Here is a 26,287-nt window from a genome sequence, read left to right on the forward strand (position 1 = left end):
ATCTATTTTTTAGATGGCTGGCGATGTTGCCCTTCTTTATGGTTTAAGCCGGCTTCTACGCCTTTTAATAAGTAGGAAATGTTTTTAAGCCGGCCTTTAATAAGGCGGTTGGTAAGTTGTAAACCCGTCACAAAAAGATAAACCGGTAATTTGGAGCGGTAATGCTTTTTTGCAAAAATGAATTCACTTCTAAAGTGATGGAAGTCGGCAAAAGGGGTGGCGCTGCCTTTGGTAAGGCCATTGATGCTTACCCCATGTTTGTGCAAAATACTGGTGGTGGGGCACCAGGCTAAAGCAAACCCGGCCTTCTGCAGTCTTTGGGCAAAGTCCAGCTCTTCATAAAACAAAAAGTAATCTTCACATAGTAATCCCACCTCTGTTAATACGTCGGTATGGGTGAGCAGGCAGGCACCAGACAGGTAATCAATTTCCATGTCGGTCATTTCTTCTACCGTGCTAACAGGTTGCCCGGCCCCATGTTCACGTGGCAGGCCCAGCCAGGGATTGAATTTTCCATACATGGTTTGTACCAGCTCAGGGTTATGATAATACCGTTGCAGGCAACCTACTAAACCTGTTTTTTGTGTTTTGTTTTTGGCAATGTAAAAGTTCACCAGCTCCTGTAACGTATTGGGCATGGCAATGGTGTCGTTATTCAGCAACCATATAAAATGTTTGGCAGAGTTAAGATAGCTATACCGTATGCCTATGTTGTTGCCATAGGCAAACCCTCCATTATGATCGCTCCAGATAAAACTTACGGTAGCATGTGGTTTCACATTTACATGAATAAACTGTCCTTCTTCATAAGAGAGATGGCTGTAATCTATACCATGTAAAGGGGCGGCTGAATTGCCCCAGTGCAATAGCTGTTCCCGGGAATCGTTGGTGGAATGGTTGTCCACTACCACAATATGATATACGCCTTTATATTCCTGTTTTAATAACGATTCCATACACTCAATAGTGTCTTGCCAGGCGTTATAGTTTAACAGTATAATATAACTATCTGCGGGATGCATTATCTGGTAAATATTTTTTGTAATTGAGAATTGAACTCCGCTTCCTGTTCCTTAATAATACTGCGGTAGGCATCAAAGTCGTGAACGGCGGTGTTATAAGAAGTATAGCAGTGTTGAATTTGCTGAATGATGTGCGGAATACTGCTGGCTTCATCTGCAAACTTATAATTACCCGATATGGGAATATCTGTTTCGTTAGCAGCTGCCCCCTTTTTACCGGTAATAACGCAACAGCCGGAAATAGCTGCTTCGCGTGGAAAACGGTCCTTGCCCGGATGTTGTCCAAAATCGATATATACTTTAGAGGTGCGGCAGGCATTAGCTACTTCGTCGGGTGTCATATCAATCAAAGGCAGCCAGTTAAGGTCGGGTGCCTGTTGAATAAGCTGTTGCGTAAACTGCAGCCCTTTTTTAGGATTATATAATACCCTGTTTTCTTTAACGGTCACTGGTGCAGTGGTGTTAGTGAAAAAAGAAGCATTCAGGTAATCTGAAAGTGGGGCGTGATTGGTAATGCCGTGTTTTTCCAGGTGTAATGCGGCATAATGGCTTTGTACCAGGTGCAGGTCTATCTTTAGTCTATCTGGCTTTTTAAGGTTATACCTTTTGGTGATGCCAGTCATTTTCATCAGGGTAGACCACCTGTCCACATCTGCTGTGTCGTAAAAAAAATCAACGCTTAACCACCAGATAGCCTTACGTATGCGCGGAAAACGGAAAAGGTATTCTGTTCTGGTTTCCGGTACCACCAGTATATGCTGCTCGTGATCTTCAATATGTGTAGCATATTCCTGCACATATTTTTTAAAGCGGGGATGTATAGGGTCAACACCTTTTTTTATGCGGTAATAAAACAACCGGGCTGTAACTCCCTGTTGATTAAGTTTATGGGCAAACTGGTGCAGTACTTCTGTGCCGCCTGTGGCGTGTGAAGCAGGACAAGGAACGTACACTATGGTTTTATCTGTGACTATAAGCGGTTTCACCAGGAAGAGAATTTATCGTTATGTGAAAATCAAAAAGAAGACCAATCAGGAATTACTGAATAATTTTTTAGTTTTTGTCAGTGCAGAAGCTATTACCTGGTGCATATCATAATACCGGTATTCAGCCAGCCTGCCGCCAAAAATCACTTTTTCTTCGGCATGGGCCAGTTGCTGGTATTGCTTCAGCAATTGCATATTCTTATCGTCGTTTACCGGGTAATAGGGTTCATCGCCTGGTTTCCATTCTTTTGAATATTCCCGTGTAATAACCGTTTTCGGCTGCTGACCAAATTCAAAATGCTTGTGCTCTATAATACGGGTATAAGGTACTTCGCGTTCGGTATAATTCACCACTGCATTACCCTGGTAATTGGGCGTGTTGTGAAGCTCGTGTTCAAAGCGAAGGCTGCGGTATTCCAGGTGGCCAAAACGGAAATCGTAAAATTCATCCAGCTGACCAGTAAACACAATATGGCTGGCCAGTAGATCCAGTTGCTGCCTGTTGGCAAAATAATCGGTTGCCAGCCTTACCTCAATGCCTTGTAATAGAGCTTCGGTCAGTTTGTTATATCCTCCAATGGGTATACCCTGGTATTTATCGTTAAAGTAGTTGTTGTCATAAGTGAAACGAACAGGCAGGCGTTTAATAATAAAAGCCGGAAGCTCCCTGGCATCACGTCCCCATTGCTTTTCGGTGTAACCTTTAATCAGTTTTTCGTACACGTCCCTGCCTACCAGTGATAAAGCCTGCTCTTCCAGGTTGGCTGGATGCTCAATATTCAGGTGGGCTATCTGTTCCTGGATTTTCTGCTGTGCTTCGGCAGGCGTTTTTACTTTCCACAACTGGTAAAAAGTATTCATGTTAAAGGGAAGGTTATATAGCTCGCCCTTGTAATTAGCCAGCGGGGAGTTGGTATAACGGTTAAACTCCACAAATGAGTTTACATAATCCCACAGTTCTTTATCGTTGGTGTGAAAAATATGTGCGCCGTATGCGTGCACATTAATACCGGCTTGCTCATCGCACCAGGTGTTTCCGCCGGTATGAGGGCGACGGTCTATTACCAGGCACTTTTTGTTATGTTTGGTGGCTTCATGTGCAAATACAGATCCGTACAGGCCGGCACCTACCACCAGGTAATCGAAATCAGGCATATTAGAATTTAAAACAGCCGAAACAACGGGCTTCCGGCTCAAAAGTAAAACAAATGCAGTGCTAAAACCGGGCCATCTTATTGCAAACACGCCCCTACGAAGAGGGAGGGGTGACTGTTTAACGATGCGGAGGGTGCGTTCACCGATTATCGGGTACTGTGGCGCTATATTTGCATATTTGAAAATAGTATATGTCAACAGCTGGTAAGTTAACTAAGAATTTCGGCGCCCTATCCATTATACAGGTGGCTAATTTCCTGATCCCTTTCCTGGTATTACCAGTAATTACACGAGTTATCGGAAAAGACAATTTTGGGTTATTTAACTTTCTCACCGCAGTGATCACCTATTTTGTAATCCTTATCAACTATGGTTTTGATTACACGGCCACCCGAACCATTGCACGCAATAAAGACAACGAAACGGTGGTAAATGAAGTGTTTTCGGGTGTGTTTTTTGCCCGCTTATGGTTGTTACTGGTTTCCACGGTATTATTTATAGTGCTGCTTTTTACCATGCCGCAAATGCGTGACGAGGCTTTTGTAAGCATTTTATGCTTTGTTACCTGCATTGCTAACGTATTTATGCCCAACTGGTTGTTCCAGGGTATGGAACAGTTGCAAAAAGCAGCGATATGGAATGTGGTGATTAAGCTGGTTTGTTTTACTGCCATGGTCATTTTTATAAGAGAAAAACGGGATTACTGGGTATACGCCTTGTTTTCCAGCTTAAGCCAGTTGCTGGCTGGTGTAGCGTTGTTTATATATGCTTTCAGGCGCTTTCATATCCGGTTGTTATGGGTGCCCCTGAAAAAAGTGCTTCAGTTGTTGCACAACGACAGGGCAGTGTTTATTTCTACTTTGATGATTAACCTGTATACCAACAGCAATATTGTAATACTGGGGTTAATGAAGTCGAAAAGTGAAGTAGGTGTTTTTGCGGCATCAGCCAAAATAGTGTCTATTACTCAAATGGTGATGTTAATGCCTTTAAGCCAAACGTTGTTTCCGCACATTGGTCGCTCATTTGCGATAGCCAGAGAAAATGGCGTTACAGAAGTGAAAAAGATATTTCCGCTGGTAACAACACTGGCATTAGGTATTTCAATAGCCTTGTTTATGGGCGCTCCGGTATTGCCCTTGTTTTTTGGAGAGGAATTTGAACAGTCTATACCCGTGTTGAGAATAATGGCAATAGCACCTTTTATAGTAAGCATTAGTAATTTATTAGGCACCCAGGTGTTACTGAATTTAAAAATGGACAAAGCCTTTTTGCTTATGTCTATAGCGGGTTCGGTGATCTGTGTTGGATTAAATATGTTGTTTACACCTGTATGGTCGTATTATGGTACAGCACTTGCATGGGTGTTGACGGAAGTGCTTATTACAACAGGTATGGCAATGATCATTTATCGCCAGGGACTTCGGTTACTGGATAAGCAATACTGGAATGTAAACTGGTTGCTGGCTGCTGTAGGAAAGCTAAAGCGATAACAGTTTTTATTGATTCATTAAACAGGCTAACAATGGCAATTAGTAAAATAGCCATAGTGGTGGTAACTTATAACAGGGAAATGTTGCTGCGGCGTTGCATAGAGGCTTTGCGCAGGCAGCATTATGCATGGGATAAGTTATTTGTAATCAACAACGGAAGCACAGATGGCACCAAAGCCTGGCTGGATAGTCAGGATGACATGGAGGTGATTCATCAAATGAATACAGGCGGCGCAGGTGGGTTTTATTCAGGTATCAAATATGCTGTTGAAAAAAACTACGATTACATCTGGGTAATGGATGATGATGTGATGGCTTCGGAAGATGCATTGGAGCAAATGATGCTTGCGGCTGAACTGGTGCCCGATTTTTCATTTTTATGCAGTAAGGTAAATAGTACAGATGGCATTATTATGAATGTGCCTAACATAGATAATACCCGGTCTAAATACAATTATCCTTTATGGGGCGAGTATGCCGAGCATGGTTTAATAAGGGTGAGCAGCAGCACTTTTGTATCGGTATTAATCAATGCCCGGCATGTGCAAAAGGCGGGCCTGCCTATACGTGATTTTTTTATATGGGGTGATGACATTGATTTTACCAACCGTTTATCCAGGCAGGCACCGGGATATATGGTGGGTAAAAGCAAAGTAGTGCATCTGAGGTCCAACCCTTCTTTCCCCAGCCTGGTTACAGAAGTAGATAAACAGCGCATTGCCATGCATTTTTATAACATTCGGAATAACATATACATAGGCCGCAAACACAAACGCAGGGTGGAGTTAATGATGGATACGCTGCACTATGGAAAAATAGCTATAGCCAGCGCTTTTACCAGGAATGGCTGGTACAAATTAGGGGTTTATATGAAAGGTTTTTGGGCAGGCTTGTTCTTTAACCCAACCATCGTATATCCCAACCAGAAACTATGACGGTTTTATTTATTAATACCCTATACCATCCCAATCACTTAGGCGGGGCAGAAGTATCGGTGCAGCTATTGTGCGAAGCTTTATACCGGCATGGCCATAGTGTATATGTATTATCCCTTGATGCTCAAAAAAGGGTAAGCCGTTTACATGGAGTGATTACCATTTATTTAGGTACTAAAAACCTGTATACAGTTACAGAACGAAAACATAAGCCATGGCAGCAAGTCTTATGGCACTGTATCGATACCTTTAATGTAGCCTATTATTTTCGCCTGAAGCGCCTGGTGAAGCGCATAAGACCAGATATCATTAATACCAACAATTTACAGGGCTTCTCATTATTTAGCTGGAAGGCATTGCGTAAGCCAGGCGTGCCTTTAATTCATACATTACGGGACTATTACATTCTGTGTCATCGTACTACCTTATATAAAAATGGCTGCCAGTGTGGGCAGCTATGTTTGAGCTGCCGCAGTGCATTTGCCGTAAAAAAGATGCTTTGCCAGCAGCCAGACGCGTTCGTTGGTATTAGTCGCCATATTATTAACAGGCATCAGCAATATGGAGTAGCGGTGAATAAACCGGTGTGGGTGTTGCCTAATATTGCCCCTGCGCCCTTGCATGGACGGCAGGTGGAGCCTGTGAACAGGGAGAATATCCGTATTGGATTTATTGGCCGTATTACTCCAGAAAAAGGAGTACCGTTTTTACTGGAAGAAATGAGTCAGTTAAAGCAGGCGAATTATACATTAATATTGGCCGGGGCTTATGATAAACCGTATAAAGACATGTTACGGTTGCGGTTTCCTGTAAAAGGGAAGTTGCAATTTGTGGGGGCTGTAGAGGCGGCATCCTTCTATAAATCAGTTGATATAGTAGTAGTGCCGGCTGCCTGGGAAGAGCCCTTTGGGCGGGTAGTGATTGAAGCAATGGGCTATAATAAACCTGTATGTGTAGCTGCCAGGGGAGGGCTGGTTGATTTGTACGAGCCTGATTGCATGTGGCAATTTCAAATGCGTAGCGGAAGTCTTACAGCCATTATAGCTGAAATACTGGCGCATCCTGAAATAATTGAGTTGAAAGCCCTTGCCTGCCATCGTTTTTTATATCAATACAACGCCGATTATATTGCCGATGAGTTTATTACACAAGCGCTGCAGCTGAATAAAAGGAAAGGAAATGGATAACGTTTATGTGAATGGCAAGTTTTTAACGCAAAAAATAAGTGGCGTGCAGCGGTATGCTTCCGAATTGTTACGCAATTATTATACGTTAAACAAAGAAGTTAAACTGGTAACACCACATAATGGCTTGCATAATGATGTATACCAGTTACCCTGCGAAAGGCTGGAGGTAGGTAATAAAGCAGGCCTGAAATGGGAACAGTGGCAGCTGCCGCGTTTTGCTAAACAGCAAGGTGAGCCATTACTGCTTAATTTGTGTAATGTAGCACCGGTGGCTTACCACAATAAAATAACCTGTATTCATGATATCGCTTTTGTGCGTTATCCGCAATTTTTTTCAAAGACTTTTCACTACTACTATAAAATGCTGATGCCACTGATTATTCGAAGCAGCAGGCATATTATTACGGTAAGTGATTTTTCCAAACAGGAGCTGATGCAGTATTACCGCTTATCCGATAACCAGGTGAGTGTTGTGCCCAATGCAGGCTTTCCCTTGCTGCCTGCTACAGATGCAACACCTATGGTACGGCATCCTTACTTCCTGTTTGTAGGTTCAGCCGATCCCCGTAAAAATCTCTTACTGTTATTGCAGGCGTACGATGCAGCGCAACTTACTCAAACCCACCTGGTAGTGGCAGGGGCGGGCTATAAATCGTTTAACACGGCGCTTTTACAGCAGCTGGAAAAATATAAGGCGCATCCGACAATACATTTTACAGGTGCCGTAAGTAATGAACAGCTGGCCGGACTATACCAGCATGCTAAAGCGGTGATTATCCCATCGGTATATGAAGGCTTTGGTTTACCGGTAGCAGAAGGGCTTTCCGCGGGTTGTGAAGTCATTGCTAATGATATCCCTATTTTTAGGGAGGTGGCCCGAGAGCACGCTTTTTATTTTAACAATAAGGAAACCTTAACAGGCTTGTTGTTGCTGTTAGACAAGCGGGATAAGCGTTTCAACGAAGAGGGACTGGAATATATTTTAACAAAATATAGCTGGGCACAATCGGCCCGATCGCTGGAACAGGCCATAGCACAATATAGATAACTATTTAGGCATATGTTTTGCTTAAAGTTGTCAAAAGCATTCGTATGAAGGTAGCTATTGTACACGACGAGCTGGTGAGAAAAGGAGGGGCGGAACAAGTGGTGTTAAGTATGCATAAGGCATTTCCGAATGCTCCCATCTATACACTGTGCTACAACAGTGAACGAACTTACCCTGAATTCAAAAAAGCCAACATTGTCACTTCCTGATTTCAGAAAATAGGTAAAAACGAAAAGCTGGTTAAATTATTGTTCTTTCCGTTTGCTATGTTAGCCATGCGTTCTATTCGTTTATCCGGTTATGATGTGGTATTGATTTCAACTACACACTGTGCTAAATATATAAGGGTGGATAAAGGCACTACGGTGATCAGTTATTGTCATACTCCTTTACGGGTGGCCTGGCGTCCCTGGAGCTACGAGAATATCATGAAAAAGAACTGGCTGATCAGAAAATTGTTTTTAATGGCCGCCACTGTATTACGTCACGTAGATAAACTGGCCTCCCGCAGAACTGATTTTTATCTGGCCAACTCTAATGGCATGAAAGAAGCGATTGAAGATGCGTACAAGCCCAGAAATGAGGTGACTATCATTAATCCTTCGGTGAAACTCCATAATTTTTATGTTTCTGATAAAGTAAAAGATTATTACCTGGTGGTTTCGCGTCTGGAGCCTTACAAAAAAGTAGACCTGGTAATAGATGTATTTAACACGTTGCCGGATAAAAAACTGGTAGTGGTTGGGAAAGGCTCTATGGAGCTGGAACTGAAAAAGAGAGCGAAAGAGAATGTAGTATTTTTAAATGGGTTAGATGCGGAAAGCCTGGCCAGGACTTATGCAGAAGCGCAGGCTTTAATTTTTCCGCAACAGGAAGATTATGGTATTACCCCTTTGGAAGCGGCTGCATCAGGAAGGCCGGTGATTGCTTATGGAAAAGGTGGTATCCTGGATACTATGATACCGTATACCTATAACAGTGCAAAAAGTACGGCACTCTTTTTTAAAGAACAAAGTGCACAGGCATTGGACACTGCCATCAAAGCCTTTGATCAGCTAAACTTTGATCCGCAGTTTATCAGGCAGTATGTACAACATTTTTCTGAAAACAGGTTTATTCGTAAATTGGAAAAGTTTGTGGAAGAGGTTTTGCCGGGTTTTTATCCATTAAAAGAATCATTCTCAACAACAACCCATACCCATACGCCTTATGATGTCATTGAAGCGCGGTCTTGACGGTTACTTGCATGTTTTGTTACTTATTGCGGGTTTTACTTCTGTGGTATTAATGCCTTCGGTATCCTTTTCGGTACCTTCTTATCTGCTCATATTCCTGGGCCTTCCTTTTTTTTTCCTGTACAGTATCCGGAAAGGCAATTTTCTACACAAAGAGTTAATAGCTATTGCGGCTATTTTTTTGTTGATAAATGTGTTGGCGCAGTTGTATGTATATTATTCGCACCTGCAATTGCCTGTTTCCTTAAATTTTACAGATGACAGTGAAGGGCAGAAGAGTTTGCTGCGAAGGAGTATGTTTACTCAGTCGCTATACCTCTTTGCCGGTTTTTTAATATACCTGTATGTAAAACATATGGGTACGAGGAAGCATATTCATACGTTTTACTGGAGCTTACGCATATTGGTGGCTTATGGTTTTTTAGAAATATTGATATTTCAAATTACAGGCACTAATGGCGATTTTTTAAGTAACAGACAGTTTGCACATACTTCAGGTAGTTTGTTCCAGGTAATGCAGGTAGGGGGCTGGGTTACACAGCGTTTAAAAAGTTTAACAGGTGAGCCTTCTATGTTTGCCTTAACGGTAGTGCCTTTTTGGATATTAGCAGTGGGTTTAAAACGCAGGATTGATTTTGTTTTATTTGGTATTGCGTTGGTGTTGAGTTTTTCTACTTCTGTTTGGTTAGGAATGGGGGTGTTGGCTATTGCATTTGTAGCTCATGAAAAGCGGATGCAACGTTATCTGCTATGGATGGTGCCTATGGGGTTAATGGTTATAGTGGTTGCTTATTACACCAGCACTGGTTTTCATCAGTTTTTAAATGACACGCTTATCCATAAATTAACAGGGGGTAATACTTCGGGACAGGAGCGTTCTTTATTTTTTAAAAATCAAGTGGCTTTTTGGTGGAATGATCTGGGTTTTATTGGAAAGCTTACAGGTATAGGTTTTGGATATGTACGTTCCACTGATTTCTTTTCTACTCTGCTGGTAAACAATGGTATTATTGGAGTAGTATTGTTTACCTGGTTTTTCTTCAAGCATTCCTTTGTTCGTTTAAAGGGCAATAAAGATGAACGTTATTACTATCGCACCGCACTCATTGCTACTTATTTGATAATGATGGTATCGGTGCCTGAGTTTGCTTATTTATCTATCTGGATATTGCTGGCTTATCCTGATGCAGTAAGAAGGGAGTATCTCTAATAGGCCATAGTTTCTCCCTTAAATGCATTAAACACGGTGTGGAAAATGATTTTAACATCCAGCCATATCGACCAGTTTTCCATGTACCAGATATCGTGTTCTACTCTTCTTTCCATCAAGTCGTTGGTTTCAGTGCCACCACGCAAGCCTTTGATTTGAGCCCAGCCTGTAATGCCGGGTTTTACAAAGTGGCGTACCATAAACTTACCAATGATGGCGCTATATTGTTCGGTGTGCATTAACATATGCGGGCGGGGACCAACTACACTCATTTCTCCCATTAACACATTGAAAAACTGGGGCAGCTCATCCAGGCTGGTTTTACGCATGATATTGCCAATCCAGGTTACACGTGCATCGTTTTTAGTGGCCTGTTGGCTGTCGCTTTGCTTATTTACCTGCATGGTGCGAAATTTATAACACCAGAAGGGTTTGTTATCCTGCCCGCTGCGTAATTGTTTGAAAACAACAGGCCCGGGAGAAGACAGCTTAATCAGTACGGCAAGTATAGGATACAGCCAGCTTACAACCAGCACTAATGCCAGCAGGCTGAAAACAATATCAAATGCACGCTTGAATAATTGATTGCGTGTGTCTTCCAATGGTTCATCGCGTAGCGAAATAACCGGGAAGTGGTTCATGTAATTAATATGGTAACTGCTACGCAGCATATTGGTAAAGTCGGGAACGAATTTGATGCGTAGAAAATGCTTATCAGCAATGGTCATTAATTCCTGTACGTTTTTGTTGTCATCAGGTAAAACAGTAGAATAAATTTCTTTTATGTTGTTGTTGATAGCGTAATCAAATATATCTTTTACGCTGCCTTTGATGTTGGCGGGCTGTAGGTTTGAAGGCATGTCGCCTGGTGCAGCTTGCAGCGACTGTTGCCTAACCATTTCATCATCAAAAAAACCACTGAATTCGAAAGTGGTTTTTTGACCGGAAAAGTATTCTGCGAGCTTGCGGCCGGTATCGTTAAAGCCAATGATTGCAATTTTTTTACGGGTACGGGTATTTCTTACAAAGGCCCTTATAATGGTACGTAACAGTAGCCGGGTGCAGCAGATAACTGTTACAAATTGTATCATGAAGTACAGTGCAAAGCCAAGGCTGATGTCATCTTGTTTTACAATAACCAGGTAAAATCCGAAAAAAAGAGCAAATACCAACAAACTGTTAATAGTAGTATTTTTGAGGTGAGAATACCGGCCCGATGCCCGGTGATTATACATCTTAAGCAGGGCGGTTAATGCCAGCCAGATCAGGTTGACAATATAGATAAGGTTGATTCTGGTGCCTGGTAGCATTAAACGGTAGGAATCAAATATTTCAAAAGCTATCAGCAATGTACCGTTTAATAAAAGAAAATCGAACAGTAACAATGATACCCGTACTATATAATCAAATCTCGAACTCATAATACCATATTTACTTATTCGAAAAAGGCAACAACTATGCCGAGAAAGTTGGTATAATTATGGCACCGGAGTAATTGATTAAAAAAGGAGGAATAGATGGGAGTAATTGGACGTATTTCGACTTATTATTTATTTGCATCAAGTGTTTTTGCCGTTTCTATAGCAAAAGCGCAGGTAAAGCCGCATATGCTAACAGTGGCTAGCATAGAGGAAATGCAGGCTGTTGCAGATTCTACGGTAGGGATATTTATTACCGATAAAGACCGGGGCGGCTTTTTCAGATATAGTACTACAGATAAGTATAACAACGGTACTGAATTTAACGCTGCCGGAATAGGTGCAGGTGTATGGCAGCGTATTTATCCCAACCAGGATGGCTTGAATGTAAAATGGTTTGGGGCAAAAGGAGATGGGGTAACCAATGATGCCACTGCATTACAAGCAGGTATTCAGGCGGCAGCTACGGCAAGAGTGCCATTGGTTTTTCCCGCAGGTATTTACTATTTAACTGAGAACACAGTAATATCGCTGCCTTCTTCTGCACATTTGAAAGGAGCAGGTAAGAAGGCTACGGTTATTCAAACTTCCCGTGGATTTAGCCACGATTTTCCGGCACTGGTAAATGTAACAGGGGATAATGTTACTATACAGGATATGGGCTTTAACGGTGGCCGCCCACGGGGTGATAAAGACATGTCTATGGCAGTGGCTGGCAGATATGCACTGATGAATATCACCTTTGACGCTAAACCTGCAAAAGATATACTCATTGAACGTTGCTCTTTTGCCGACGCCTTTGGCAGGGGCATTTTATATAAGGCTTCGCAGGTGGTGATACGGGATTGTGATTTTAAACGCATCGGGCGTTATAATATCGACTTTGCGGCCGTAGATGGTGCTATCACCAATTTTGGACGGCTAGAGTGTTCTGATGTATTAATTGAGCGGAATCATTTTGAATATGTTGGTACACACTGTATCTCTTCCTATAAAGTAGAAGGATTAAAAATAAGAGATAATTACCTTGATCATATTTCCGGAATAGGTATGGCTAATCAGCAATGCAGCGATGTAGACGTGAGCGGGAATAACCTGAATCATACCGGCGACAATGGTATGGATTTCCAGCGATGTGAAAGAATTGTTATCAATAACAACTCGTTTAACAATGCTGGTGATAAAAATGCTGGTAATGCAGGTTCTGCAGCAGCCATTTTTGTGGGAGATGACTATGGGTTGGCTGCATCCAGCAGCACAATTATCAGCAATAATTTTGTTACAGGAACCTATACGCCCAGAAGTAAAACAACTTCGGGCAGCTTTCAGAACTGTGGCTTTTATATTATCGACGCTAACCATGTAAAGGTTACCAACAATATCATCCGGTATATAGGCGCGTTGCCGGCCGATAAAGATGCGCCGGTGGTGTTAGAAGATGGTAACGGTATTATGGTGGTGAATACACAAAAGGGCGCGGGTACAGATATTGTGATTGAGGGCAATACGCTGAGTAATATGAAATGCAATGGCATTTATGTAAATGGCCAATCACGTGAGTTAAAAATTAAGAATAATTACATAGATAAGTTTGGTTTACATGGGTTGTTGATGTGCGCCATTGGAACCAACCTGTTTAGCCAGGTAGAAGGCAATACGATTGTAGATGGCACCAATTTTTATAACAGGGCGGTTGCCGCTGATATTTATGTGGAAGCCCAGAATGCCTGGATCACCAACTTTAACATTTCACGTAACCAATTGCGAAATGATAGCAGGGGATCGTACAGTTCGCGTAATGATACTGTATTTACCACGCATGGTATTTACTTCAGTGCCAAAGGGTTTGGCAAGTTTAATAACCTGCTGGTAACTGACAATCAGGTGAATGGACACCTGGTGGATGAGATCGGTTTTTCGGATAATATCTCCGAATACAGTGTTACCAATGAGAATTATTTTCCTTTAGTAAGTTTTAAAAATAATTTTTCAGGCAGCACAGACGACCAGCCCGATATCATTATTCCCGGGTTGAATCAACGTAATAAGCCTAAAGTAATAACAGAAAGTTATGGCCAGCAGCCGCCGGTGTACGGAAATTACTCTGCAGGATCGGTAATTCGCAACATTTCACCCCAAAATGATGTTTACGGTTGGGTAGCGGCCAATTCGGGATTTGCAGCTGGCAGCCGATGGAAGGGGGGAATAGGTTATGCGGCAGGGCAAACCGTATATATTAACGAAGACGTATACAGGTGCACGGTGGCGGGTGTTTCGGGTAAAGACGGTCCGGTAAAAAAAGAAGAAGGCCTGATTGCAGACGGAGGTATCAAATGGGAGTATATGGGCAACCGGGTGTACTTTAAAAAGGTGTTATTGAGGGATTTAAGATAAGTTTTGTAACTTATCTTCTATTTTTAGCCATAAAATCAAAATCATAAAATATGGACGGTAAGAATTACAAAATATTATTGTGCGAAGATGATCAGAACCTGGGGATGGTATTGAAGAATTATCTGGAATTAAATGATTATGATGTAACGCTTGAAAGAGATGGCAGACTGGGTTTGGCAGCTTTTCAACGTGAAAAATTTGATATTTGTTTGCTGGACGTAATGATGCCTAATATGGATGGTTTTACCTTGGCAGAAGAAATCAGGGATATTGATCCGGAAGTACCTTTGTTCTTTTTAAGTGCTAAAACTATGAAAGAGGACATTATTCAGGGCTATAAGCTGGGTGCTGATGATTATATTACCAAGCCTTTTGATAGTGAAGTATTATTGCTGAAAATAAAAGCTATTTTAAAGCGTAATGAAGAAAGTGTTAAAGAAAATGAGAATATAGAGTTTGATCTGGGACGTTATCATTTTAATCCCAAACTGCGTGAGCTTATTTTCGATGGTAAAACCCAAACATTATCTCCCAAAGAGAATGAGCTACTGAAAATGCTGGCTGAGCATAAGAATGATTTGCTGCCACGCGAAAGAGCATTGAAAAAAATATGGGGTAGTGATACTTACTTCAACGGTCGTAGTATGGATGTGTACATTGCCAAACTGCGCAAATACCTGAAAGAAGATAATAATATTGAAATTGTAAACATTCACGGCAACGGCTTCAGGCTGGTAGCGCCTTAGTAGTTGTTGCAATTACTTAAGTTAAGAAGGGCATTGGTTGTATAATCAATGCCCTTCTTGCTGCACAAACATTTTATGAAATAGGTAAACCAAAGCGTCTGGCTCCCTCACGTATGAACTTATCCGCTTCATCACTGCCCTCTGAACAAATCTGATCAATAGGTTTATGAAAGCGTTTGGTGAGCGGGTTTATATTGTCTACTGTAACTACATTTCCCATTCCATCTGATATGGTACGTGTATCTGGTTGTATTATACATGAATCATCTCCAAACGTGCTTAACTCTGCACGACTGGTAACATAAGAACCACCTATACCACCATGAGAGGTGTAAAAGAAACGTTCTTCGTGATAATCAGATTTGTATTGTGTAGAGGTATTGCTGAACATGCCCCTGGAACCTACATCAGGATGACGGCGCGCATGAAATACATATTTTACATTCTCTACTACTGCTCCATCCAGGCAGGGCTGCCTGTCTACTGCATCGTATAACGCCAGAAAATACACTTTAATAACAGGGCTTAACATACGCGCCAGGTTGGTGGCCACCAGGCCACCACGGGAATGTCCGGCCAGTACAATTTGTACCTGGTTGGGGGTAAACGGCTGATGAGCCAGCATTTGTGCATTCACCTGCACTGGCAGGCGCATATTGGAAGTGGATAGATAGCTATATCCATCCATAGTTTGAAAAGAGGTTTGCTGGGAAGATTGCATACAGCTGTTTACATCAAACATATCCAGCGGATGAATATTGCCGTTTTTGATCTGAGGAAAAAGTGTAGTCAGGCGATGCATAATAAAATCAAGCGCCTTTTGTAAAATAGCTTCCGATTCCCGCCCCCATACCGAATCGGAAGGGCCATCAAAAAACTGTTTATCAATGCCGCGGGCGCCATAATGAAAATCGCGCACAAACTGGTAAATATGGCTATTGCTACCATCGGCATGCCGCCAGCTGGAAGAGCCTGTGCCATCTATTCCTACTACAATATACTTTACGTTTGCAGGTGTGCCCATAGTGGTATGTTTTCAATGAAAGTAGCAGCGTGGGGTATGATTTATATGCAAAATTTACACCAATGAGTATTTCAATACATTAAAATTTACAATAGCAAAAAAAGGCACCATTTTTGTTTTTATTTTAACCTTCGCGTTGCCGAATCAAGACAATCCCTTTTGAACCTGGCTCGCTGTTTACCTTAAGTAATTGAGTTTTATTGATTATTAAACACCAGGTATGCAGTTTGAATATTACACCCTACCTATGGAGCTGGGAAAAGTGATAAAGAAACAGGAGTTGCCAAGATGCTCGCTGCAGCAATCTATAGCACACCATTTACATTTGATATTAACCACTTCGTTTGGAGAATTATTGAGCGATCCGGATTTTGGCAATGGATTGTGGGAAGAAGATTTTGACAATGTCACTTACCGGGGAAGGCAAAAAGAGTTAATTATTCAATCATTAATGCGGGCTATTCAGCGATACGAAAAGCGTTTGGAAAAAGTGCGTGTGCAATTGACTGTGAGCCAGGAAGAAGTGTCAGATTTGTCTGCTGAATCCCGTGTAAAACGAAAGCTGGATATTGTTATTGCCGCTATACTAAAAGCTACCAACGAACCCATTACTTACCGTGATAGTTTTTTTATAAGTCCACTTGCCTATAATTAATCACTAACCTGCCATTTAACCGTACCAACCCGGAACTGGTGATAGATAAATACCTATGCACGAAAATAGTGAACATATCAGAAACCGTATGTTACAGGCGGCTGCCAAAATATGGGGGTATCCGGAAACGGATGCTGCGTCCGATTTTGATCCGCTGGTGTCATTATTGTTATCGGTCAATGCCGCTGAACTGGAGCGTTTATCCAACGAAATTCAACATAGTCGCATACGGATAATGGAGAGGATGGTGCAGCTGATGGCCCCGGATGTGTTAACCGGTCCTTTGCCAGCATCTGCTGTTTTGTATGCATTAAGTACCGATAACCAAACCATGTTGGGGGCGCATGAACAGTTTTTTTATAGCAGGCGTGTAGCTGCTGCTTCGGAAAGTGAACCTGTCAGAAATAAAGACCTGTATTTTACACCGGCAGGTAATTTTTTCCTGAATAAATGTGCCGTGCACTATATGGCAACGGGCAATAAGCTATTCCGGTATACAGACACTTTAACCAAAGAGCTGGTGGCTTATACACAAGGGCAAGCGGCTTTGGCGCCTAACGTTTTATGGCTGGCCATAGATCAATGCGACATCAGCCTGCACAATACCCAGTTTTATTTTCAAATAAGGAATGAAGTAAATAAGCCTGTTTTTTACAATCAGCTACCGCAAGGAAAATGGTACATCAATGGCCAGTCTGTGCAGGTGAAAAAAGGGTACAATTCCCGGGAAGAGGATGCGCTGTATAACCAGGTAGAACAATTGTTACAACAAGGTGGTATTGCTGCTAAAGTACTGCAACAGGTAAGAAAATTGTTTGCGCATTGTTTTATTACCCTTACCGATGCAGATAACATCTCTGCGCATAGCGCGGCTATTATGCCCGAAGCTATTAGTAAGGTTTTTGCGCCGCATCAGTTGCAGGCTCTATTGGCCCGTTCTGTAAGATGGGTGCAGGTTGTGTTTCCGGAAAATATCACCAGCGAAATGCTGGAAGATGTAAACTGTTTTACCAACTGCATTCCTATAGTAAACCGCCGCTTGCATGATGTTACCTACCGATTACAGGAAATGGCCAATGTATTACCACTCACCACGGATGATCAGTTTTTTGATGTGGCCAGTGTTACGGATGACAATGGAAGTCAACTGCATTTGCGGAATCCCTCGAAAGAAGCGGGAGAAGATATAGATATATTGTTTAGAAGTGGCGGGGCTGGCCGGTTTGATGAACGGGATGCCACTGCTGTTATTCAAAACCTTATCCAGTTGTTGCGGGATGAAAGCGCCGCTTTTTCGCGATTAGGGAGGGATTTAATTGCAGAGGAAACCAGGCAATTGCAACAGGTGATTACCAAACTGGAGCAATTGCTGGCGCAAAAGCAACCGCAGGCAGAGAGAGTACCTTATCTGATTATACGTAAAGGCAAGCACGCCGATGTACGCCATTTGTTTGTAAAATACTGGAGCACCAATGGGGCAATGGGTAATGATATCAAGGCCGGCACTCCATTACTGCCCTATAAAACAGGAGCAGTAAACCATGCCGTTACCTGCCTGCTTACTAATACGCATGGTGGCCGTGACAGGTTAACACAGGCTGATAGTGTGGTTGCTTATAAACAGGCTGTTTTATCTAAAGACAGGGTGATGAGCCAGGAAGATATCCGGCTGTTTGTGCTGGGATATTTTGGTAATCGCGTAAAACGCATAGAAGTAGAGAAGGGAGTAATGGTAGCAGTAGATACCAGTAAAGGATTTGTAAAAACGATTGATGTAAAAGTGGTGCTGGAGAAAAAAGCTTACCTCGATGCCATGGAAAAAAATGAAGTGAATTACTGGAAAGAACACCTCGCGCTTCAGTTGGCGGATAGGTCTATGGCCTTTATGCCTTTTAGAATATTTATAGAGGATGCTGCTTAATAAACACCTTATGGAAACAAAAGACCGTTTACAACAACTACTCGCACAACTGCAGCAAAGCAATGTCGATATAAAAGCGGAAATAGTGCTTTGGCAGGCAATAACAGCAGGTGTACAACGTGGCGAACTGGTGGTGAAAAATAGTCGTTTTTTTGAACGGGAATATGCACGGGATATAGCGAGCTGCAATATAGTGGAGGATGACTGGTATCGTTGTTATATGGAGGTGCAGCTAACCAGGCCGGGGTTTTATGATATGTTGCCGGAAAGCCTGTTTTTTCAGCCAGGCACCAACGACTTTCATCGCCGGATGGGAGCGGCTGAAATGGCGGCACAATACCAGCAACATAAACAGAAAGAAAGGGAACTGCGCCTGTTTTTTCAGCCATTTGAAAACGAAGTATTTCATCAGCAACTGATGTTGGAAAAAGAAGAAGTGGCGCTGCTGGATGCTTTAAACAATAAGGCCTTAAACAGGTTTCTGGTACATTTCTGGAACCTGCCTGTTCAGTTACCTATAGCACTGGCGGCATCATTTATTCTGTTAATGCCTTATGCACATCATATTAACGGCAATATTGCTTTCATGCAACAGTGTCTGGAATTATTATTAAACGAACGGGTAGCCGTAGTGGTGAAAAATGCCCGCGAAACCCAGGCCGCTGCTAACCTGCAGGCGGGGCTGGGGCAGCAAAATCTGGGAGATAGCATGATATGTGGGAACTCATTTTACGAAGATTACCCGGTGTTACAATATACTATTGGTCCGCTGCAACATTCACCGGTAACGGGCTATGTGAAAGGCGGATTGCAATACCTGCTTCTGGAAACATTCAATCGTTTTTTTGCACCGGTGGAAGCGGATATCATCATTGACGTAGAAGTGGAAAGAGAAGCAGCAGTGATGCGGTTTACAGAAGAAGAGCAGCCGGTTCTTGGTTATTCTTCTGTATTGTAATAATATATGATAAAGAATAAATAATGAAAATGGAAAAATGGTTTTCGCCTGATATGAGCCCTTCGTTTTTATTAGTAGGTATTGGTGTGTTAAGCATCAGTACTGTGTTTGGGCTTGTGGTATCTAAAATACGCGGAAGCTTTAAACCGTTTGGAAAAGCTTCTTTGATCTATTTGCTGGCATATGGTGCAGCCTTTGCTTTACTGGGGTTTTGTATTGCTTTGCCATTGAAAACGTATTTGCAACATTATGTGTTTATACAAGTGTTGTTTGCTGGCTTAGGAGTAATGCACTTGTTTACGCAGTACCGGTTTTTGAAATGGTCTGGCGAAGGGGCATTCTGGGCTGAGTTGTTGTTTACGATAGTATTAACGATGTTGGGCTATTTGTGTTTTGTAATGGTATACCGCATTGTAAACCGCGAGGGCATTGAGTTAATAATGGGTACCGTTTCCTGTGCTTTTATATTGCCCTTTTTTGTTTTTTATACCTATCGAAAGGCGGTGCAAATTCCTCCGAAAATATTTATACAATGGTTTTATCCGGTTCATAAGCACATACAGGATCCGGATGAAAGCAAGCTGAAAAACCTGCTGATTATCAGTTTTGAGTTTTTGAAAAAAGAGAACGATCGCTACTCTACTAATTTCAGAGCCAAAGCTCCTTCTGACATGGAGTTTGGACAGTTGTTTTATTATTTCATCAACGATTACAACGAGCGCCACCCGGGCGGCACTATTCATTATACCAATACCACCGGTGAACCTACCGGTTGGATCTTTTTTAAAAAGCCTAAATGGTACACTATTGTTACACAGTACATTGATACCGATAAGAGCATTTTTTTAAATAATATCAGGGAGAATGATGTGATTATTTGCAGCCGTATTTCCTGACGCTAAACCAAAAAACTATGAGTACACACAAAGAATTTCTCCCTGTAAACTGGGTAGACGGTATGAAGATTAATAAAAATCATTTTATTAGTCAACAACATGCCAGCACCTATCAGCAGGCTATTAGTAGCAGCTGTTTATTAAACAATCATAATTACGGGTTACTGCCTGCTACCAATATAAACCAGGCCCGGGCAGGTGTTTGGCTCAATGCCGATAATCAGCAACATGTGCAGGTGCGTGTAATGGAATGCCGGGCGGTAACAAGAGGTGGCTATCCTATTGCGTTTCACAACGATACAGCCTTGGATAATAGTAGTTTGAGTGCGCGTATCCCGGGGTTGAGTGTGCCATTTTCTGATCTGGCGGGCAAGCAAAATGCTTATTACATTGTACTAAGCATAAATCCATACGAGCGGGTGCCGTCAGGTGCGGCTAATCCCGAAGAGGTGCCGGCACGTTTGCCTTATACCACACCGGCTTATTCCGTGATGCTATTGCCGGTAGCAGAAACCAACATGCATAGCCTGGGTAGCTTTCAATTGCCGGTAGGTAAAGTGCATACGATGGAGCAACGGGTAATGCTGGATGAATCTTACATACCGCCTTGTGTAGCCGTTAACAGCCACGTGGTGCTACTGGAAGCGCATGCCAGCCTGGAGCAGTTTTATGGCAGGATGGAATTAAATGCGGTACAGATAATACAAAAGATTTTACAAAAGAAGCAGCAGAACGATTTGTCAGAACCTGTACAACGTATGTGTGAGAACATGTTGGTGTATATAGCAAATGTGTATACACAGCTAAAACTGGAAGGCTTGTATGCACCACCGGTAACTCTGGTGAGTGGGGCGGCCGGGTTTGCCAGGATTGTAAAGAATACTTTAGACTTATATACGGGCACTATTCGTGAAGAACTACTGAATTATTTTGCTGAATGGTGTGGTATTAAGCAAACCGACCTGGAAGACAGTGTTACTGCTTTATGTAACTATCAATACGATCATCTGGATATTTATGCGGGTGTAGATAAAGTATTAACCTTCTCTGCTGTTGCGCTGAAATTATTTAACACGTTAGCAGCACTGGATTATATAGGTAAAAAGAAAGAAGCGGGCATTTTTGTGAAAGAACAAGTGATTGTGCCGGAAGAAGAGGTACAGATGAAAAAACGCAGAAGTTTTCTTGCCGACTAATATTCACTCACTACTAAACTGAAAATACCTATGTCACAAGTCATGAATGCACAGGAAAGACGCCAGGCCTTTTGGAAGTTTCTTTTCTTTTTTGTGCTGTCCACCGCACTGATAGTGGGCGTTGTTTATTTTGATATGCGTATCCCTTCCAAAGACAATGAAATGTTGCGCGAACAGGTAGCACATTATAAAATTCAGGCTACTGCGCAGGAGAAGTTTGTAAAAAGTATGGATGAGGCCCGTGGTTTAATTGACTCATTGAATAAGCCGGGTGCCAATATGGTATACCTGAATCAGCAGGTGGCAGCCAAAATAAGAGAACTTTCTGAGTTGCAATATAAAGACAGCAGTATATACAGCCGGCTGAATAAAACGGTGCTGGATGTGTATTTACGTTACCAGGAAAGCACGAATAAAGTAGTGAGCATGGGTGATGTGCCACGGCAGCTGGAAGAGTATAAAATGAAATATGAGCAGGCACAGCGAGATCTGGACAATGCCAGGCGCGATCTGGATGTGATCAGGAGAAGCACGAACGGGTATTAATTTCAAAACAGATTATTTATGCGCAGTACTGTTTTTATTCACTTTTACCCGGCCTGCTGCAACGTATCGTTTTTTCCAGTAGGGATCGTTAAGGCTGGCAATGCTTACGCCCCGGGAAACAGAAGCATTGATAAACATATGATTACTCAGATAAAGGCCCACGTGCGAAACTACTTTTCCTTCTGTTGTACGGAAAAACACCAGGTCGCCTTCGCTAAGATAATGGCGGCCTGCAAACGGCTCTACACTGCGGGTAAAAAACTGTTGAATAGACGTGCGGGGAATGTCAATACGGTACACGTCGCTCAACAATCTTTGTATGAAGGCCGAACAGTCAATGCCACGTTCGTCTGTGCCTCCCCAGAGGTATGGTGTATTGAGCCATTTATCAATAAATCGGTAAAGCGGAAGGTTGAGTATGCTGTCGGTAGAAGTGTTCAGATAATTAGCAAACTTCTGTCTCAGCAGTTCGTTACGCATCATGGCAGAGTCAGTGGCGTTGCGGGGTATAGCAACAGTGTCGCCTTTCAGGATAATGGTTTCATAGCTTCTGGTGGTTTTCCTGGATCCGCCGCATGCTGCCATCAACATTACAAGTAGGAGTAAGGGAATAGTCTGTTTCATACAACGGTAAACAGCGAATTATATACCAATGTTAAACCTTAAGGATTTCGTTATGGAAAAAAAACAAACACTGGCTATTCGACTGGACGAGAATGTAATTCTGGTGATGCTGGTGGCTGCTGTACTGGCAGCAATCGTAATGATGATAAGATATAAGAACTATGCTCCCTGTATGCCTTTTAATCTCACTTCCCGTGCTGGAAATTATTATACGGGTGAGGTGGTTCGCTTTGAAACCAATGCAAAGAAATTCAGGCAGTTGCAGTGGAGCTTTGGAGATAATCAAAGCAATGAAACGGCTGTAGGGTCGGCTGTGCATGCTTATGATCAGCCAGGAGAATATACAGTGTCGTTAACTGTAAACGGGGAGTGTACAGAATATAAAACTATTTATATAACAAGGGCTCCACGAGTGGTAGACTCGGTACTGTTACCCAAATTTGTATTTCCCCAATCGGCCGAGGTGGGTAAGCCTGTAAATTTTGAAGATACTACACATGGGGCAAGCACCTGGGAATGGCGTTTTGGTGAAACGGCTGGTATTGATGCCACTGCACGTAATCCGGATTATGTGTACCGGACTCCCGGGTTAAAAACTATTTCACTGGTAATTAATAACAACCCTTTGCAGCTGGCCGTGGGTAAAGTGTATGTTAACCCTGCGCCACCACCACCGGTAAAGAAACCTGCCGGAGGGGGCGCTGCTCCTGTAATTGTGATTCAGGATAAACCCACTTATGCACCTATAAGTGAGCAGTTGCCAGCTGCGCCAAAAGAAGAGGAAGTGAAGAAAGCGCCTGATATTGACCGGGCAGGTTTTGAAGCTATGTTACGCGCTGTTGCTAATAATTATAAAAATGCGGAAAGCTTTAATGGCTACCTGTGCAATAATCTGAATATCCAGGTAAGTCTGAATGGAACAGAGGTTACTTTTTCTGAACTGTGCAACAAGTTAGCTTCTTTAAAAAGTGAAAAGAAGATTAAGCGATTGAATGTGCAGATGGTAAAGAATGAAAAAACAAACTGTATAGTAGCCTTAGTGGTGGACATGAAATTACGTGGTAATCTTTTTGAAAAAATATTCTAACATGATAGCAAATACGGTGAATGATATAGCGCTGGATGCAAATGTGGAAAAGGCCATTGATATTGCACAAGCCATTGCTAAAGAAAACAGGCACGGTAGTTTTTCTGCCGCGCATCTGTTAAAGGGGCTTTTACATAAAGAGGTTTTGCTGGAGCCGTTTTTATTGTCTGTTGATGCAGATGTATACTATCTGGCAGATTGGGCAGAAGTACGTATAGAAGAGTATCCTAAAAGCGGCCATTTTAACGGAACCATCATTGCTGCGGAAGATATAGCAGTGTTGCTGGATGAGGCGGATAATATTCGTTTAATGCTGAATAAAGACCATCTGGAGCCTTTGCATGTGTTAATAGCATTGAGCACTCCGGGGGTAAGTTTTTCTTATGAGCAGCTAAAAACTTTTCCGTTGCAACGTGCGGTTTTAATGGAACGGGCGGGTGCACTGAATAGTAAGCAACAGTTGCTACAGCCTGCCCAGGCTACAGTGGCTAAAAATGGAACTGAGGTGCAGGCTATTACCAGGTATTGTATAGACAAAACGTTATTGGCAGCAGAAGGCAAGCTGGACCCTATCGTTGGGCGTGAACAGGAGGTGAGGATGATGGCTGAAATTTTAAGCCGGAGGTCAAAGCCTAATGTGTTATTGATTGGCGAACCTGGTGTGGGCAAGTCTGCTTTGGTAGATGGTTTTACATTGGCTATAAAATCAGGAGAAGTGCCGCAGTTTTTGCAACAGGCCAAAGTGTTTGAGCTGGATAATGGAGCATTGGCGGCCGGAGCTAGTTATAAAGGAGAGATAGAAGAGCGTTTAAAGCAAATTGTGAAAGAGATAAAGCAGTTTGAAAAAGCAATTTTATTTATTGACGAAATGCATGTGTTAATGGACAGGCAAGGTGCTTTTGCGGGAGCGGCTAATTTGCTAAAGCCTGAACTGGCCCGTGGTGCTGTAACTATTATTGGCGCTACTACCCTGGACGAGTATCGGAAATATATAGAAAAAGATGAAGCCTTTGCCCGTCGTTTTGAATTGCTGGAAGTGGAAGAGCCTGACGCAGCAACTGCATACAGAATGGTGAAAACCGTACTGCCTTTATATGAAGAACATCATGGTATCACGGTGCCGGATGAAACGGTAAAAGAATCTGTAAGACTAGCTAAAAGATATATAAAAGATCGTAAACTACCGGATGCTGCTATTGATTTAATAGATCGTTCTATGGCTGCGCTGAAGCTGTTATCTGATACAGGTAGTACATTTTTACAACATTTTAAAAATGCCTACGAAACTGTATCACAGGAAGAAGCGGAAATGGATGCTTACCTGTGGCATTACCGACAGTTGAAAAGCAGTACCAGCGCTATAGTATGGAGTTTGCTGGAAGAAGATTTTCAGCCAGAAGAAGTAAAAGAGTTAGATGAGTGGAAAAGGTTGCTGTCGGGCATATATGATAAGCTGGCTGCAATTGTAGCTACCAACAGAACATCGCTGGATAAACATGATGTGGCTTCCATTGTGGCGGATAAAACGGGTATTCCCCTGGGAAAAGTGCAGGCCCAGGAGAAAGAGCGGTTGCTGAACATGCAGGCCATTATAAAAGAGCGGGTGGTTGGTCAGGACCATGCTGTGCAGGTGATTAGTGAAGCGGTGCTGGAGTCCAGGTCGGGTTTAGGGAAGGCAGGACAGCCTATAGGATCTTTCTTTTTTCTCGGCCCTACGGGAACGGGTAAAACAGAGCTGGCTAAAGCTTTAGCAGAATTCTTATTTCAGGATGCTTCCAGCATTATCAGGTTTGATATGTCGGAGTTTAAAGAAGAGCATGCCGCAGCCTTATTGTATGGAGCTCCTCCGGGTTATGTAGGATATGAAGAAGGAGGCTTGCTGGTGAATAAAATCAGGCAACAACCTTATGCGGTGGTGTTGTTTGATGAGATTGAAAAGGCCCATCCATCTGTATTTGATCTTTTCCTGCAATTAATGGATGAGGGCAAACTGCATGATAAGTTGGGTAAAGAAGGCGATTTTTCTAATGCATTGGTGCTATTCACTTCCAATATTGGCAGCCAATACGTAGTAGATAGTTTTAATGAAGGGAGGGTGCCGGACAATGCAAGCCTTATGAATATTATGAGCAAACATTTCAGGCCTGAGTTTTTAGGAAGGCTTACGGAGATTGTGCCTTTTGCACCCATGAAGCAGGCTGTGGTAAATCGAATATTAGATATTCAGTTAAAAGATGTTCATTTGGCTTTGGAAAAACAGCATATTAAGTTAGTGTTAAGGCCTGCGGCACATAACCAGCTGGCAGTCATGGGGTATACTCCTGAATACGGCGCACGGCCATTGGGAGGAGTGATCAGATCGCAGATTCGCCGCCCATTGTCTAAGAAGATCATTAGCAATGAGTTATTGGCCGGACGCCTTGCTATACTGGATTATAGCGAAAGAGAAGGGTTTCGCTGGGAGATAAAGAATGAATTGTAAATGGATATAAATTTTAATGTTATTTCGATTGCTGTGGCATAGTTTCTGTTCTTAATAGGGAACCTGCAT

23 protein-coding genes are annotated in these 26,287 nt (G+C 42.5%); 17 read left to right on the forward strand and 6 right to left on the reverse strand.

The genetic code is table 11. The annotated features are described in order from the left end of the window. Window positions 1–2: 2 nt before the first annotated feature. Genes FLA_RS29960 through glf form a run of 3 tightly spaced genes read right to left on the reverse strand, consistent with a single transcriptional unit; the run spans window position 3 to window position 3,163 of the window. Window positions 3–1,022, reverse strand: a complete 1,020-nt coding sequence (locus FLA_RS29960) for a glycosyltransferase family 2 protein (RefSeq protein WP_076379773.1) — start codon at window positions 1,020–1,022, stop codon at window positions 3–5. Continuing rightward, window positions 1,022–2,008: a UDP-galactopyranose mutase gene (locus tag FLA_RS29965; protein WP_096511394.1), complete on the reverse strand. Its 987-nt coding sequence runs from the start codon at window positions 2,006–2,008 to the stop codon at window positions 1,022–1,024. The genes FLA_RS29960 and FLA_RS29965 overlap by 1 nt, the downstream gene beginning before the upstream one ends. A 45-nt stretch (window positions 2,009–2,053) precedes the next feature. After that, on the reverse strand, window positions 2,054–3,163 hold the full coding sequence (glf, locus tag FLA_RS29970) for a UDP-galactopyranose mutase (RefSeq protein ID WP_076379772.1): 1,110 nt from the start codon (window positions 3,161–3,163) through the stop codon (window positions 2,054–2,056). A gap of 191 nt (window positions 3,164–3,354) precedes the next feature. Here glf and FLA_RS29975 point away from each other — a divergent pair, with 191 nt between their 5' ends. Genes FLA_RS29975 through FLA_RS30000 form a run of 7 tightly spaced genes read left to right on the forward strand, consistent with a single transcriptional unit; the run spans window position 3,355 to window position 10,271 of the window. Continuing rightward, complete coding sequence (locus FLA_RS29975; RefSeq protein ID WP_076379771.1) at window positions 3,355–4,656, forward strand: flippase; 1,302 nt, start codon at window positions 3,355–3,357, stop codon at window positions 4,654–4,656. Between the two features lie 32 nt (window positions 4,657–4,688). Next, window positions 4,689–5,591: a glycosyltransferase family 2 protein gene (locus tag FLA_RS29980; protein WP_076379770.1), complete on the forward strand. Its 903-nt coding sequence runs from the start codon at window positions 4,689–4,691 to the stop codon at window positions 5,589–5,591. Beyond that, window positions 5,588–6,778 (forward strand): glycosyltransferase family 4 protein, encoded by a 1,191-nt coding sequence (locus FLA_RS29985; protein WP_076379769.1) that lies wholly within the window; start codon window positions 5,588–5,590, stop codon window positions 6,776–6,778. The genes FLA_RS29980 and FLA_RS29985 overlap by 4 nt, the downstream gene beginning before the upstream one ends. After that, entirely contained in the window at window positions 6,771–7,826 is a 1,056-nt protein-coding gene (locus tag FLA_RS29990; RefSeq protein WP_076379768.1) for a glycosyltransferase family 4 protein, read from the forward strand. The genes FLA_RS29985 and FLA_RS29990 overlap by 8 nt, the downstream gene beginning before the upstream one ends. Before the next feature lie 44 nt (window positions 7,827–7,870). Beyond that, window positions 7,871–8,035, forward strand: a complete 165-nt coding sequence (locus tag FLA_RS31310) for a glycosyltransferase family 4 protein (protein ID WP_148666377.1) — start codon at window positions 7,871–7,873, stop codon at window positions 8,033–8,035. Window positions 8,036–8,092: 57 nt separating this feature from the next. Next, complete coding sequence (locus tag FLA_RS29995; RefSeq protein ID WP_096511396.1) at window positions 8,093–9,061, forward strand: glycosyltransferase; 969 nt, start codon at window positions 8,093–8,095, stop codon at window positions 9,059–9,061. Then, complete coding sequence (locus FLA_RS30000; RefSeq protein ID WP_144264055.1) at window positions 9,036–10,271, forward strand: hypothetical protein; 1,236 nt, start codon at window positions 9,036–9,038, stop codon at window positions 10,269–10,271. Before FLA_RS29995 ends, FLA_RS30000 begins: the two co-directional genes overlap by 26 nt. On the opposite strand, the gene FLA_RS30005 is transcribed toward FLA_RS30000, so the two are convergent. Beyond that, entirely contained in the window at window positions 10,268–11,692 is a 1,425-nt protein-coding gene (locus tag FLA_RS30005; RefSeq protein ID WP_076379765.1) for an undecaprenyl-phosphate glucose phosphotransferase, read from the reverse strand. The genes FLA_RS30000 and FLA_RS30005 overlap by 4 nt on opposite strands. A 186-nt stretch (window positions 11,693–11,878) precedes the next feature. Here FLA_RS30005 and FLA_RS30010 point away from each other — a divergent pair, with 186 nt between their 5' ends. Together FLA_RS30010 and FLA_RS30015 are read left to right on the forward strand one after the other, a co-directional pair. Continuing rightward, window positions 11,879–14,083, forward strand: a complete 2,205-nt coding sequence (locus FLA_RS30010; RefSeq protein WP_159445117.1) for a right-handed parallel beta-helix repeat-containing protein — start codon at window positions 11,879–11,881, stop codon at window positions 14,081–14,083. Window positions 14,084–14,133: 50 nt separating this feature from the next. Further along, the gene (locus FLA_RS30015; protein WP_076379763.1) at window positions 14,134–14,829 is read left to right on the forward strand and encodes a response regulator transcription factor; all 696 of its coding nucleotides are present in this window, start codon (window positions 14,134–14,136) and stop codon (window positions 14,827–14,829) included. A gap of 73 nt (window positions 14,830–14,902) precedes the next feature. Here FLA_RS30015 and FLA_RS30020 read toward each other — a convergent pair whose 3' ends face one another. After that, window positions 14,903–15,853: a hypothetical protein gene (locus tag FLA_RS30020; RefSeq protein ID WP_076379762.1), complete on the reverse strand. Its 951-nt coding sequence runs from the start codon at window positions 15,851–15,853 to the stop codon at window positions 14,903–14,905. 220 nt (window positions 15,854–16,073) lie between these two features. On the opposite strand from FLA_RS30020, the gene FLA_RS30025 reads away from it, so the two are divergent. From FLA_RS30025 to tssO, 6 genes are read left to right on the forward strand one after another with little or no spacing between them, the layout of a single operon-like run. Beyond that, the gene (locus FLA_RS30025; RefSeq protein ID WP_076379761.1) at window positions 16,074–16,508 is read left to right on the forward strand and encodes a GPW/gp25 family protein; all 435 of its coding nucleotides are present in this window, start codon (window positions 16,074–16,076) and stop codon (window positions 16,506–16,508) included. A 55-nt stretch (window positions 16,509–16,563) separates the two neighbouring features. Then, on the forward strand, window positions 16,564–18,429 hold the full coding sequence (locus FLA_RS30030) for a type VI secretion system baseplate subunit TssF (RefSeq protein ID WP_076379760.1): 1,866 nt from the start codon (window positions 16,564–16,566) through the stop codon (window positions 18,427–18,429). 10 nt (window positions 18,430–18,439) lie between these two features. Then, window positions 18,440–19,387 carry a type VI secretion system baseplate subunit TssG gene (locus FLA_RS30035; protein ID WP_076379855.1) on the forward strand — a complete coding sequence of 316 codons (948 nt, stop codon included), beginning with the start codon at window positions 18,440–18,442 and terminating at the stop codon, window positions 19,385–19,387. 29 nt (window positions 19,388–19,416) lie between these two features. Beyond that, window positions 19,417–20,283: a TssN family type VI secretion system protein gene (locus FLA_RS30040; RefSeq protein ID WP_076379854.1), complete on the forward strand. Its 867-nt coding sequence runs from the start codon at window positions 19,417–19,419 to the stop codon at window positions 20,281–20,283. 17 nt (window positions 20,284–20,300) lie between these two features. Further along, entirely contained in the window at window positions 20,301–21,479 is a 1,179-nt protein-coding gene (locus tag FLA_RS30045; RefSeq protein WP_076379759.1) for a hypothetical protein, read from the forward strand. A 30-nt stretch (window positions 21,480–21,509) separates the two neighbouring features. Continuing rightward, window positions 21,510–22,025 (forward strand): type VI secretion system TssO, encoded by a 516-nt coding sequence (gene tssO / locus FLA_RS30050; RefSeq protein ID WP_076379758.1) that lies wholly within the window; start codon window positions 21,510–21,512, stop codon window positions 22,023–22,025. 12 nt (window positions 22,026–22,037) lie between these two features. On the opposite strand, the gene FLA_RS30055 is transcribed toward tssO, so the two are convergent. Next, window positions 22,038–22,649 (reverse strand): C40 family peptidase, encoded by a 612-nt coding sequence (locus tag FLA_RS30055; RefSeq protein ID WP_076379757.1) that lies wholly within the window; start codon window positions 22,647–22,649, stop codon window positions 22,038–22,040. Between the two features lie 52 nt (window positions 22,650–22,701). On the opposite strand from FLA_RS30055, the gene FLA_RS30060 reads away from it, so the two are divergent. After that, window positions 22,702–23,736, forward strand: a complete 1,035-nt coding sequence (locus FLA_RS30060; protein ID WP_076379853.1) for a PKD domain-containing protein — start codon at window positions 22,702–22,704, stop codon at window positions 23,734–23,736. Between the two features lies 1 nt (window position 23,737). Further along, window positions 23,738–26,218 carry an ATP-dependent Clp protease ATP-binding subunit gene (locus tag FLA_RS30065; RefSeq protein ID WP_076379756.1) on the forward strand — a complete coding sequence of 827 codons (2,481 nt, stop codon included), beginning with the start codon at window positions 23,738–23,740 and terminating at the stop codon, window positions 26,216–26,218. Window positions 26,219–26,287 lie beyond the last annotated feature (69 nt).

It is taken from the genome of Filimonas lacunae, assembly GCF_002355595.1.
Taxonomy (GTDB): domain Bacteria; phylum Bacteroidota; class Bacteroidia; order Chitinophagales; family Chitinophagaceae; genus Filimonas; species Filimonas lacunae.